This is a genomic window from Neobacillus drentensis (genome assembly GCF_036962125.1).
In the GTDB taxonomy this organism is placed as follows: domain Bacteria; phylum Bacillota; class Bacilli; order Bacillales; family Cytobacillaceae; genus Neobacillus; species Neobacillus drentensis_B.
Map to the genome: position 1 here is coordinate 29471 of NZ_JBALOA010000029.1, position 13366 is coordinate 42836.

13 protein-coding genes are annotated in these 13366 nt (G+C 37.0%); 10 read left to right on the plus strand and 3 right to left on the minus strand.

The genetic code is table 11. From position 1 onward, the window contains the following. Positions 1-194, minus strand: a 194-nt coding sequence (locus V7121_RS21745) for a CotG/ExsB N-terminal domain-containing protein (RefSeq protein ID WP_420490643.1), incomplete at its 3' end; no start/stop codon positions are given. Positions 195-398: 204 nt separating this feature from the next. On the opposite strand from V7121_RS21745, the gene V7121_RS21750 reads away from it, so the two are divergent. After that, complete coding sequence (locus V7121_RS21750; protein WP_335547780.1) at positions 399-1490, plus strand: CotH kinase family protein; 1092 nt, start codon at positions 399-401, stop codon at positions 1488-1490. Positions 1491-1546: 56 nt separating this feature from the next. On the opposite strand, the gene V7121_RS21755 is transcribed toward V7121_RS21750, so the two are convergent. Beyond that, positions 1547-2563, minus strand: coding sequence for a hypothetical protein (locus tag V7121_RS21755; protein WP_335503434.1), 1017 nt, complete (start codon positions 2561-2563; stop codon positions 1547-1549). Beyond that, the gene (locus V7121_RS21760; RefSeq protein WP_335503430.1) at positions 2560-3438 is read right to left on the minus strand and encodes an ABC transporter permease subunit; all 879 of its coding nucleotides are present in this window, start codon (positions 3436-3438) and stop codon (positions 2560-2562) included. The genes V7121_RS21755 and V7121_RS21760 overlap by 4 nt, the downstream gene beginning before the upstream one ends. A 144-nt stretch (positions 3439-3582) precedes the next feature. Here V7121_RS21760 and V7121_RS21765 point away from each other — a divergent pair, with 144 nt between their 5' ends. The 9 genes from V7121_RS21765 (at position 3583) to V7121_RS21805 (ending at position 13074) form a co-directional block, all read left to right on the plus strand. After that, positions 3583-3750 carry a hypothetical protein gene (locus tag V7121_RS21765; RefSeq protein WP_335503427.1) on the plus strand — a complete coding sequence of 56 codons (168 nt, stop codon included), beginning with the start codon at positions 3583-3585 and terminating at the stop codon, positions 3748-3750. Positions 3751-3828: 78 nt separating this feature from the next. Beyond that, positions 3829-4761: an alpha/beta hydrolase gene (locus V7121_RS21770; RefSeq protein WP_335547782.1), complete on the plus strand. Its 933-nt coding sequence runs from the start codon at positions 3829-3831 to the stop codon at positions 4759-4761. A 114-nt stretch (positions 4762-4875) separates the two neighbouring features. Further along, positions 4876-7023, plus strand: a complete 2148-nt coding sequence (locus V7121_RS21775) for a sensor domain-containing protein (RefSeq protein ID WP_335503419.1) — start codon at positions 4876-4878, stop codon at positions 7021-7023. A 208-nt stretch (positions 7024-7231) separates the two neighbouring features. Next, the gene (locus V7121_RS21780) at positions 7232-7888 is read left to right on the plus strand and encodes a PIG-L deacetylase family protein (protein WP_335503416.1); all 657 of its coding nucleotides are present in this window, start codon (positions 7232-7234) and stop codon (positions 7886-7888) included. Continuing rightward, on the plus strand, positions 7885-9186 hold the full coding sequence (locus V7121_RS21785) for a glycosyltransferase family 4 protein (protein ID WP_335547784.1): 1302 nt from the start codon (positions 7885-7887) through the stop codon (positions 9184-9186). The genes V7121_RS21780 and V7121_RS21785 overlap by 4 nt, the downstream gene beginning before the upstream one ends. A 14-nt stretch (positions 9187-9200) precedes the next feature. After that, positions 9201-10379: a carboxylate--amine ligase gene (locus tag V7121_RS21790; RefSeq protein WP_335547785.1), complete on the plus strand. Its 1179-nt coding sequence runs from the start codon at positions 9201-9203 to the stop codon at positions 10377-10379. A 31-nt stretch (positions 10380-10410) separates the two neighbouring features. Beyond that, positions 10411-11484, plus strand: coding sequence for a phosphotransferase (locus V7121_RS21795; RefSeq protein ID WP_335547787.1), 1074 nt, complete (start codon positions 10411-10413; stop codon positions 11482-11484). 65 nt (positions 11485-11549) lie between these two features. Beyond that, positions 11550-12479: an NAD-dependent epimerase/dehydratase family protein gene (locus V7121_RS21800; RefSeq protein WP_335503404.1), complete on the plus strand. Its 930-nt coding sequence runs from the start codon at positions 11550-11552 to the stop codon at positions 12477-12479. A 22-nt stretch (positions 12480-12501) separates the two neighbouring features. Beyond that, on the plus strand, positions 12502-13074 hold the full coding sequence (locus tag V7121_RS21805; protein ID WP_335503401.1) for an AarF/UbiB family protein: 573 nt from the start codon (positions 12502-12504) through the stop codon (positions 13072-13074). The last annotated feature ends 292 nt before the right edge of the window (positions 13075-13366 follow it).

Sequence of the window (13366 nt, forward strand, 5' to 3'; positions counted from 1 at the left end):
CGAACTCTAGAAGTATTACGTCTAGAAGTGTTCATGCGGGATGTCCTCTGCTGACGTGATGTTCTTCGTCTAGAAGTTCTTCTTCGTGTTGTGCGACGATTTTGACTAGGGTCACGGAACAAAAAGTCCCAGAAATCACCATGTCTTACTTCATCTGCTGCTCTTTGAATATCTTCAGGTGAAAAATTACTCATATTCACATTTCACCTCCTTTTAAGCTTGAACAGGGAGCACAAAAACTAGTTAACTATTTGTCCCAGAAGCTCTCTCTTCTTCTACTAAATTACGTCTGTACACGTACATTTGAATGAGGAAACAGCCTATAATCAAAAAAAAAGCTGTTCAGACGGGACCTCCATCCTTTGATTGTCATACAAATAAAGGAAGGAGGAATAGTAATGGACGAGGCTGCAAGTATACCGCAATACAAACTCTTTATTAACCCCATCGTCCTTAAGGAACTGAGAAGGGATATTTGGATTGACGAACCAGTTCCAGCCCAATTAATAATCGATGGGAAGAGGCTCGAAATTGATGTTGCCTACCGCGGGTCGCATATTCGTGCTTTGCCGAAGAAGTCTTATCAGGTTTCCTTCTATAAACCTAAAAAATTCAGAGGTTCGAAACATATTCACTTAAACGCCGAATTTAAGGATCCCTCCTTAATTCGAAACAAGCTGTCATTTGATTTTTTTGCTGACCTAGGTGTATTATCACCACAATCACGACATATCAGTTTGATTCTAAATGGGAAAGTAGAAGGGGTTTATTTGGAAATTGAAGCAGTAGATGAACATTTTTTAACAAGAAGGAACGTACCAAACGGAAGTATTTACTATGCTGTCGATGGGGATGCCAATTTTTCATTGATGAGCGATTTAGATAAAGGGACCAAAAAATCACTCCAATTAGGCTATGAGCGTATGGTAGGCGGCGCGGAGGATGATTATTACTTAGAGGAATTCATTTTTAACATCAATACACTGACAAACGAGGAATTCGAAAAGGAAATTCAGAAATTCGTCGATGTGGATCAATATCTTCGCTGGATGGCAGGAATTATTTTCACTTCAAACTATGATGGGTTTGTTCATAACTATGCTTTATATAGGAATGGGGAAACACGCTTTTTTGAGATTATCCCGTGGGATTATGATGCGACATGGGGCAGGGATGTTAATGGAAAAGTGATGGAACCTGATTATGTACCGATTGATGGGTTTAATACCTTAACGGCACGATTGTTGCATGTAGATACGTTTCGTAAGCAATACCGTCGGCTCCTTGAAGAAATAATGAATCAGCAATTTACCGTCGAATATATGATTCCAAAGGTGGAAAAACTGACACAATTGATTCGTCCGTATGTGATACAGGACCCATATAAAAAACAAGATATGGACATTTTTGATCAGGAATTATCGGTCATTACAAAGTATATTGAGGAAAGAAGAACGTACTTATATCGGAATTTAGCAAAACTAGATTAATATTTCGATTTTATTAAAGGGTGTCAGGTACCATTGGTACCTCCACCCCTTTTTTTCTATGAAGTGACATCTCTTTGTAAGATAAAATCCGAGGCAGTTATGGCATCTTTTTTGTGATCCTTTGCAGTGTGTTTACGCTTCGCTTTTTTCTTTGTTAAAGAGATTCCAAACGGAATGATTTCCATGGAAGCCTCAAGTTCCTTCTTAATTATATTAATGATGATAATAATGATAAAGTAGCAAATAAGTGGTACGAGAACGATATGGGGAGTGCGAAGAAATTCATAGATGTTTTGTCCCACTAAGCCTGCCCATTCTTTTGAATTTGAATTTAGAATCTCCAGACCATGTACTTCCGTCTTCGACACACCACCTATGTAAATTTGAAAGACCCCAAGATACATAATGAGGACTAACGAGCTGAGTAATTGCTGGACAAACATTAACACTCCGTATGATTTAATATAGGGAGTAAATTGTGTTTTTAAAACGTGATAATGACTTCCACCCATTAAGTAGGAACTAAGAGTGAATGATTTTCCTTTTAGTTCTTCAAGAATTCCCGAAGTTGTAAGTAAAACAGACGGAATACCTATGATAACAAGGATGATAATTTGATAGAGCAAAATATTATAAATAGCATCTTCGATAAAAAAGGAGACACGTCTCATTAGAAAAAGCGTCATTATGATGGGCGGGACAATTTTAAATACTAAGAGAAAATCAGTGACAATCGGAAGTATCCGTTTTAGCCACAAGGAAAAAATAATTCCTAACATACCGCCGATGAAGACACGCAGAAACGCCACACTAAATGCTGAGATGATAGTAAATTTAGCCCCATAGAGAATCAACATGAGGATATCTTGCCCGTTTCGGTCCGATCCCAAAGGAAAATAGGAGGAGGGAGGCATCGGGGGAACCCCAGCAAATTCACCCTTTTTATCATAGATAAATAGCACCACTTTGTTCAGGTCTTTTGGCCCGTAAAGGGGATATAATAGGCTCAATATGAACAAGAAAGATAACAAAGATATACCAAGGATCGTTTTTTTATATGTATCCCATTTCATAGAGTGGTAGTTTCCTTTCTTTTTTCGTACATAATCATGATACTGGACAATACATGAATGATAAGTAATGGAATGGCAAAAAGGAGGAGTCCAACTACAAATACTACTACCCTGGTGCCATACATTGACTGAAGGACAGTGCTATAACCTTCAATATTAAACAAATGCTCGACGATAAATATATTGGAGAGCATAAACCAAATAATGGTTTTTAAATGAATAATGATTAATGGAACAATATTTCTGAGAATATGCTTGAAATAGATGGTTCGTAAAGGGAGTCCCTTGGACCGGGCTAATAGCACATAATCCTGCTGCTCTTCATTCACGAATTCTTTTAATAAGTGCTGAATTAAAAAAATCGTTGGAAGAAAAACAATGATTAAGATTGGCATGAAATATGGCCTTGATTCGGTACCTCCATATAATTGAAAAATATTTAAGTCAAAATTTCGATTCAAATACATGACTAAATATTGTAGTAGAAAGATGACCAACAAGTCAGGTGCGGTAGTTGTAAAATCAATAAAATGACTGAACCGGTTCCGAGCGCTTGGTGGAAGGAGCATGATACTTGTAGCAATAAACAAACCTAGGAGGATAACAATTAGTATTGATATAGATATGATCGTCATGGTATAAAAATATTTCTCTATTCCCGGCCCTTTTAAATAATTCACTATAAAGGGGTATTCATCGAGATGGGTAAACCAAATGATGTTGCTCGTTACATATTCCTTAAAAAAATGAAATTTAATCTCAATCTTGTTTTGATACCCGTTAAAAGTTAATAAGATTGGGATATTTACCACAATTACAAACCCTAATAAGCTGGCGATAAATCTTACTGGCAGGTACAAAATCCTTTTGATCATCAACCACATTCCCTTCTGCAATAAATTATGGACCTCCAATTAGTGTTTATCACTACTCTTGATATTTTGACGTAAAAGGAAGAAAAAGGTTACTTTAATTTTGAATAAATAAAAAAATTCAGAATGTACAAGGAGAGGAAAAGTATGCTTCGAAAAGTAATCATGGTGACGGATGATGAAGAAAGTGTCAAAAATGCGCTCAGAGAAATCCTAAAATCGATAAATAAAGGACATGAGTATGCGCTTGATCTAACAAGAATTAAAGATAAAGAGCGAAAAACCGCGATTATGAAAAGGTTAACGAGATTTTAATTTTTTTGAGAAGGAAAAAATAGACAATTATCGAACTTATTAAAAGTAAGAAAATTCCTATTGAAAGAAGGCGAATACATGTCATTGGATCCACAAACTCAATTGGTATTGGCGCAATTAGCCGCTGCGGGAGCCCCGCCATTAGAAACGCTATCTCCAGAGCAAGCAAGGGCAGCTTTTCAATTGCCAAAGGGTGAAATTGAACCTGTAGGGAAAGTGGAGGACCGGCCAATTCCAGGACCGGAGGCGGACATTCCAATCCGTGTTTATTATCCAAAGGATGCCAATGCTACCAACAATCCTGCCCTCGTCTATTACCACGGCGGAGGATGGGTCGTGGGTAACATTGAATCCCATGATAATATTTGCAGAGCACTGACAAACCTCGCCAATTGTGTGACAATTTCCGTCGATTACCGTTTAGCTCCGGAGCATAAATTCCCGGCTGCTGTCATAGATTCCTATGCGGCTGTCCAGTATGTATATGAACATGCCGAAAAATTCCAAATCGATCGAACGAGAATTGCTGTTGGCGGGGATAGTGCGGGTGGAAATTTAGCCGCGGTGGTTGCAAATCTGGCCAAGGAAAAGAAGACTCCTGAGATCTGTTTCCAACTTCTACTCTATCCGAGTACGAACCTAGGCGGAGAACCCTCTGTTTCGATGAAGGAAAATGCAGAAGGCTATTTTCTTACAAAAGGAACGATGGAATGGTTCCGGGACTGTTACTTAAACAGCGAACAAGATAAACTGAATCCACTATTATCCCCATATTTAAATGAAGAGTTTAACGGTCTGCCCCCAGCGCTTGTCATTACCGCAGAATATGACCCGTTACGAGATGAAGGCGAGGATTACGCGAAAAGGTTAGCAGAAGCTGGTGTAGAAGTGGAATCTGTTCGCTATGATGGAACCATCCATGGATTTATCAGCATGGCTGTGGTGATTGACCAAGGGAAAGCCGCGTTAATTAAGTCGGGTGATGCATTAAGGACTGCCTTCAATCAATAAGCCTTGAATAAAATATCCAGTTTTAGAAAGCATATGCATATTGCATATGTTTTTTTGCGTTCTTCAAATATGATATATTGAAGTATAAACGCAATTTTCGGAGGTTTGTCCTGCATGCGGGAAATTTTATTTCACAACACGGTTTATTTATTTGCGGTGTTAGCAAGTATCTTAGCCATACTATTGTTGGTTACTGCGATGTTTGTTCGGAAAATTTCTCGGCAATCACAGCAACTTCAAATAAATGAACAGTATTACAAATCATTATTTGAACATAATCCAGATATTATCATAACCTTTGATGTAAAGGGTCATTTTTTAAATGCAAATAAAGCAGTGTCCTTATTTGGATACACGGTCGAAGATCTTATTCATAAATCCTTTGTTCCTTTGTTAATCCCAAAAGATGTTGAACCTGCTATGAATAAATTCCGAAAAGCAGTTTCAGGAGAGGTTTCGACTTATGAATGTACTATTTTTGATAAAGAGGGAAACCAAAAGGACATCCAAGCGACCAATATTCCTATTTATGAAAATAATAAAATTATTGGGGTTTACGGGATCATTAAGGATATTACAGATCATAAAATGGCACAAAAAAATCTCATTGAAGCTGAAGCAAAATATAGAAGCTTAGTTGAAAACTCACTAGTCGGTGTGTATATTCTTCAAAATCAAAAATTAATGTATGTCAATCCAAGAATCTGTGAAATAACGGGGTATGGTGAAGAAGAGTTATTGGATTTGGACTTAGCCAATCTAATTAATCCAAAAGATTTCAGTCTTGTTATTGAAAATTTAACGAAGTTACTGACCAACCAAGAATCTACTATTACAAGTCAATATCGTATTATCCGCAAAGATAAAAGTGTAATTACCCTAGAGATTTATGGTTCAAGTATTGAATATAATGGGCAAACAGCCGTGATTGGAACCGTTATTGACGTAACAGAAAGATTAAAAACAGAAAAAATGATAAAACATATGGCCTACCATGATCAACTGACCGGACTGCCCAACAGATATTTATTAAGAGAGAAGATTAATGGATTGGTAAAAAGGTCAAGCGAAAAACAGGGGAGCTTTGCTTTATTGTTTCTGGATTTGGACCGTTTTAAAGCAGTCAATGATAGATTTGGGCATGAAGTAGGGGATAAGCTTCTGATTGAAATTGCTCATAGGCTTAAAAGGTTAGTGAATGATAATGATATGATCTCCAGATATGGCGGTGATGAATTTACGATTCTTCTCTCCCATACAAATGTAGACAGGGCCCGTGATGTGGCTCAATCCATCTTGACTCATTTATCTGAGCCATTTCTTCACGAAATATTTGTAACGCCTAGTATTGGGATTAGTATTTTCCCTGACCATGGTGAAACTTTTGACTCGCTCATAAAAAAAGCAGACCTAGCCATGTATTTTGCGAAAAGCCTCGGTAAAAATAATTTCCAAATCTTTACGGACAATTTGAATGAAGAATCCACTTGTGTATTAGAACTAGAAAGCCAATTAAGGAAGGCATTACAAAGACAAGAATTTATTTTATTTTATCAGCCGCAAATAAACCTTGAAACCAATCAAATGGTCGGTGCTGAAGCACTAATCCGTTGGAATCATCCAGAAAAAGGGCTGATTGCACCGTATAAATTCATTCCACTAGCAGAAGAAAGTGGGTTAATTATACCGATTGGTGAGTGGGCGATCCGGACTGCCTGCCAGCAAAATAAGAAATGGCAGGAAGAAGGTTTACCGCCGATAACGATAGCTGTTAATATCTCAGCAAGACAATTTTTCCAATCCAACTTACCTGACGTGGTTCGAAAAATTTTACAAGAAACAGAACTTGAGCCGAAATATTTAGAAATTGAAATTACCGAAAGTATGACAATGGATGTTGAAACTGCCATCACAACACTGAATGAGCTTAAAAAAATTGGAGTGACCATCAGTATTGATGACTTTGGAACAGGCTATAGTTCGTTAAATTATCTTAAGCGCTTTCCAATTGATAGGTTAAAAATTGATCAGTCGTTTATCCACGAATGCACGAATGATATAAACGACCAAACCATTATTAAGACTGTGATTTTAATGGCACATTTATTAAAGCTCCAAGTAATTGCAGAGGGTGTTGAAACCAAAGAACAAGCAGCGTTCCTGCTCCAGCAGAATTGTATGGAAGCGCAAGGGTATTATTTTAGTAAACCGGTACCAGTGGAGGAGTTAGAAAAATATCTTATTGGCAGTAATAAAAATTAAATGGTCAAGTGAACAAAAACATATGCAAATTGCTGCATATGTTTTTTTGGGGGGGAAAAAGAGGAATATTCATTTTATACACCAAAATAGACAAATTCCACCTAAAATCTGCCCATTTTTTCATTTTTCTTTACATTGTCCCTAACCACTTTTTCTTATCTTCATATAATTACAAGAATACTAATTTAACTGAAGTTGAGGTGTATAAATGAGTAAGACTGTGCTAGTGATTGCTGCTCATCCTGATGATGAAATTCTGGGGAGCGGCGGGACCATTAAAAAGTTAGTGAATGATGGCTATAAGGTCATTACGGTGATTGCTGCCAAGGGGCGCAAGGAAGAAGAGCACCATATTAAGCAATTCATGTTACAGGCTAACAATTCCTTAGGTGTGGATGAGGTCATCTTTTTGGAATTTCCGAATCTATTATTAGAAACCATTCCACTTGTAAAAATTATCAAATCGATTGAGGATTTATTGGACAAGTATAAACCTGCAACAATATTAACTCATCATTATGGCGATACCAACCGGGACCACCAAATATTGTTTCAGGCAGTGTTAACGGCTGCTCGTCCGATACCGGGAAAGAATCCTATTGAGATCCTTTGTTTTGAAACAGTTTCTTCCAGTGAATGGAGCCAGCATACGAATGATAAAGAATTTAAACCAAATTTTTTTGTGGATATAACCAATACTTTCGATGACAAAATTCAATCCCTTCAATTTTATGATGTAGAAATGAGACCATTCCCACATCCGCGTTCCTATGAAGGTGTGACATATTTAGCGCATGTTAGGGGAATGACAGTTGGGGTCAAATACGCAGAAGCTTTTGAAATCATTAGGAGGGTATGGAAATGACAGATATATATCAAAATGACCAACCATTTTTGCAAAATATTTTTCCTTACCTTATCGCTGAAATGGATCGATATTATGGGATCAATAATCCATTTAATGGGGGGAAAGTAATCGAAAGGGAGCACATCTATTCTGCACAAACTCCCAAAAAACAAATGAAGGTCTTGATTACAACATTTTGGGATTATCCATTTATCGGTGGTCTGCAGAACTATATTACGTCCCTTAAAACTGGGTTGGAAAATTTAGGGCATAGCGTAGATGTTATTGCCCCAAACCATTTTCCGTCAGATGAAATGGAAGCATTACGCGATTATTTTTCAAAAAAATTCACCTATTTTTTTACTGAGAGGTACGGCAGCTGTAATGATAAGATTCTACACAATATCAGCAAACTATACAGTTACTATACGATGCTAGAGAATATGAATCTGGCGCAATACGATATTATTCACGCACAAGATCGATATACAGCGAATGTAATGGGGGTACTCAACCACGCCCTTCAAAAACCTCTTCTTTTTACACCTCATGGATTCATGACCCACAACAGATTAAAGTTTAACTTGATTGAGAAAGGTTCAGTTGAAGAAATCTATTTTTCCGCAATTGACAAACAAGCTATTAAATATGCCAATCAAATCATTATCCTTTGTGATGTCTTTCGCCCAATTTTAATGGATATCGGGGCATCGGAAAATAAAATGACCACTGTTTATACGGGGATTGAATTTGGGGGTGGGACAATAAAAAAGGAGAGTAAGAACAAGACGGTCATTACCTGTGTGGCACGCCTTCGTCCTCGGAAAGGACATAAATATTTATTTAAAGCGTTGGCTCGATTGAAGGACAAGCTGGAAAACGTAGAGGTCCGGATTGTAGGGGATGGTGAGATGAAGAAGAAGCTCAAAAAACTGGTTAGGAAGTTGAAATTAAAGAACGTTTCTTTTTTAGGCAGTCGAGAAGACATTCCTGAATTGTTAAGTGAATCAGACATCTTTGTTCTGCCAACCACTAGTGATACGCTGCCAATCTCAATTATCGAAGCCATGTTAAGCAATCAAGCTATTCTTACCACAAATTGCGGAGGAATCCCGGAAATCATTAAGAATCACTATTCAGGTTTAATAGTTGAACCTGCTAATTCAAAGCAACTTGCAGAAAAATTATTGTTCCTATTGGAAAATAAAACAGCTAGGTCGGAGTTAGCCAGTAATGCAAAAGAATTTGCTTTTCAGCATTTAACTGTAAGTAAAATGTCTCAAAAAATTGAAGTCATCTATCAATCATTATTATGAGAGGAGGAGATAGGATGAAGCATGATGTCTCTGCTGTTGTTCTTGACCTAAGTGCAACCGGGATTGGAATTGTGAGGAGTTTAGCGAAACAAGGAATCAAGGTATATGCGTATGATATAAAAGGAAAATATGAAATTGGTAAAACGCGGTTTGCTTCCTGTGGGATTTGTCCGAATCCAGTTAGTGAGGGAGCAGCGTTATTAATATTTTTAGCAAGAATGGCCCAAAGAATGGGACAAAAGCCAGTCTTATATGCAGGTTCTGATGACTTTGTACAGTTTATTTCAAAAAACAGATTTTTTCTTTCACACTACTTTCGGTTTCTATTACCAAAACATACACTAGTGGAAGCTGTATTGGATAAACGCCTAACATATGAATTGGCTGTGAAATCAAAAGTTCCATGCCCAAAAACATTCGAAATCAACAGTGAGGATCAGTTCGAAGAGATTAATAATCAAATTACCTTTCCCTGCATATTAAAACCAGTTCATTCCTCTCATTTTCGCACAAATATTGATCATCGTCTTTACAAAAAAGCCATTGTAGTTGAACAACCCTCTCAATTGCGAGAAGAGTACCTTTTTTATCGCCCCTTCGGTGAACTAATGATCCAGGAAGTCATCCCTGGTAATGAGGATTGTATTTATTCCGTTAAAACATTTTTTGATAAACAGATGAATTTGATTGGCTTATGGATGAACCAGAAATTACATCAATTTCCCCCTCATTTTGGATCTTCAGCACTTGCCTTAAGTACCAGGGATGAAGAAGTTATTAAACTCGCGACTAACTTCCTAAAAGATATTGAATTTAAAGGCTTGGCGATTGCTGAATTTAAACGGGACCCAAGGGATGGGCAGCTGAAATTTATTGAAATCAATCCAAGAATAGGATTAACTCAAGCGCTATCGACTGCCTGTGGAGTTAATTTGGCTTATTTGTATTACTTATCCCTAACCGATCAAAATCCAGCACCAGTGACAGTTCAGAAGGAGGGCGTTAAATGGGTGTACCTTGTCCGTGATTTTCTTTCCTTTCGCCAAAAACAAAAAACAGGGGAAATGAGTTTCATTCAGTGGTTAAAGAGCTTATCTGGTAAAAAGGTTGAAGCTTTATTTGCTTGGAATGATCCCCTGCCATTTGTTCGAAGTTTCGTTTCTCATTTGCGAAATTTATGGGGGAGGAAGTAAGAAATGAGTAGAATCGGAGGGAATTATTTATTTGAATAGTTTAGAAGATATCATTAGCTGCTGGAAGCAATTTAATTGGGAAGAGAAGCTAAGTAATGGCCTAAATAAAAAAGTGAAATTACTGGAAGAAAAGATAGAGTGCCTCAAAAATACTCGTGAAAAGACAAGTATATGGAAGTTGGTACTATCAGATGGACAGGACGTCTTTCCCGTTGTACTTAAAATATACAAATTGCCATTGAAAGAAAATCACATGTTAGAAATCAATATGTATCAAAAAGCCTATCAAATTTACCACGAGTTCATGCCAAAATTGTATTGGCTTGAACCGAAGGTAAATGGTAATGAAACATGGATGCTTACTGAATGTTTGCAGCCCCTGAGAGGACAAATAAAATTAACACCACTTCATTTACAACGAATAATCCCCACGGTGGCAAAGTTTCATGCGCTTACTTATGAGGATAAATTTTTGCAGCATTCACATCTTTTTGACGACACTCTTCCTCATTTTGATTCTAAGGAAAAGGTGAAGGAACGCTCGAAAGGAATGAAAACAGCAAAAGAGAACCTGGAGCTGGCAATGAAAGATCCTAACTTAAGAGAATTGGTAGCACCACGTTATAAAATCATCAAAAAAATATTAAAAAAGGGTCCTATTTTTTTCCCCGAAATTTTAGAATCCGGCCAATGTCTCATCCATGGTGACCTTCATATACACAACATTTGCTGTGAAAATGCGAATGAGGAGGGAGAGGATTGGAAGGTCTCTTTAATTGACTGGGAGTCTGCGAAGTACTATCCCTGCTGGTATGATTTGGTGGTTCTAGTGGAATTATTAATTGATTTTCGCTCAGATTGGCAGCAGAGGGAAGACGAGATTCGAAGTCAGTGTGTACAGGCTTACAGACAAGAAATGCTGAAATATGGAATTACCTTTAATGAAGATCCTCTTAATCTCCTGAAAAAAGCCTATTTACAGAGAACACTAGAAAAGAAACTATCTAGTCATTTAGAAAAAGTACTGAATGGAGGAAAGAGCAATCTTCTCAAGAGATACCTTGAGAAAATAGAAGTTTGGGGAAAAGAACTCGATTTATATTAAAATGTAACCCCAAGAATAAAGAGGACTTAAATGGCTTTAGAGGATAACAAGAAAGGGGAATCTGAATGAAGGTACTCGTGAGTGGGGGAGCTGGTTTTATTGGCTCCCATGTAGTTGATTTATTAATTCAATCTGGCCATGAACCAATCGTTGTGGATAATTTACGAACGGGTAATAAAGAATTTGTCGCGCAATCAGCACGGTTCTTTGATGTGGATATTGCATCACCACAAATTGAATCTGTTTTTGTGAAGGAAAAGCCTGAGGTTGTCATCCATTTGGCAGCACAGGTGGATGTTGCCTTCTCAATCGAAAATCCGGTCGAGGATGCAAACCAAAATATTCTAGGCACCATTCGTTTATTGGATTGCAGCCATAAGTATCATGTGAAAAAATTTATATTTTCATCGTCCTGTGCTGTATACGGAGAAAAAGATGATTGTAATTTAAAGGAAACATTTCCCCTTCAGCCTCGCTCTTTTTATGGGATTAGCAAATTGTCTTCAGAATTGTACATTGAGAACTTTAGTCAACTGTTTAACCTTCCATACACAATTCTAAGATACTCCAATGTTTACGGACCGCGCCAATCTTCTAAAGGAGAAGGCGGAGTTATTTCGGTATTTTTAAAGAAGGTACTAAATGGTGAAGCCCCGTATATATTTGGAGATGGAGAACAGACCAGAGATTTTGTGTTTGTAAAGGATGTTGCAAATGCCAATGTATTATCAATTGAAAAAGGGAGCAATGAAATTTTCAATATCGGCACTAATTCTAAGACAAGCATAAACGATCTATTTCAAAACATTACATCACTCACTTCTAGTAATCTAACACCAATCTTAATGCCAGCACGAAAAGGGGATATTCAATATAGTCGGTTGGATAATTCTAAAGCTGCAAAGCTTTTAGGATGGAATCCCGTCTTTGATTTGAAAACAGGATTAAACGAAACATTAAATTATTATAGAAGGACAATAAATCCCGGTCATTAAAGATAATAGAAGGAGATTATTAATGAATGATTTTAATAAAATAGTTGCCAAAAGTAATGGCAAAGTAACCCTTCAAGACTTAAGCGGTTTTAAATTGATTGGAAAAGGCGCTGATGGATCCGTCTTTCAATTATCACCTGTGAAGTGCGTAAAGGTTTATGTTAATGAAGACACTCAAATAAAGGAATTACATGCACTCCAAGCAGGGCAATCGAGCTCTGTCATCCCCCGGGTCTATAAGTATGGCTCAAATTATATTGTGATGGAGTTTATTAATGGAGGTAATCTTAAAGCTTACTTAAAAAAGGAAAAACACCTTCCTAAATCAATCGTAAAAAAAATATTATTCATGTTCGAAGAATTAAAAAGGGTTGGTTTTGAGAGAATTGACACTGAGGTTCGTCACATTTATTTTAATGAACTCGGAGAAATAAAAGTGATTGATCACAAAAGGGCGTTCACAACAGTAAGGTCTGTCCCAACTAAATTATTCACTGGATTAAAAAGACTCGGCTATCTGGAAGAGTTTTTAGATCGTGTGCAGGAAATAAATCCATCCTTATATGAGGAATGGAGAAATATTAAAATAGAATAATAAGGTCACAAAAGGCAGTGGTTTACGAATCATTGCCCTTTTGTGATCTTATGAAAGTGGAAATGGAAAAATTTTCAGTTTGCATGAATTCAGATGTACATGTTATGATAGCAAAGTTCTCTTCGAACGAGTTAAATCTTTTGAAAAATAAGTGTTGACTTGTTTGTGAGAATTATAGTAAGATAGTTTTTGTCGCTTCTTTCAGAAGTGAGATTGTTCTTTGAAAACTAAACAAACAAAATCGTGCAAACGAACAATAAATTTTAGCTTCATTATATGAAGCTAAGCCAAC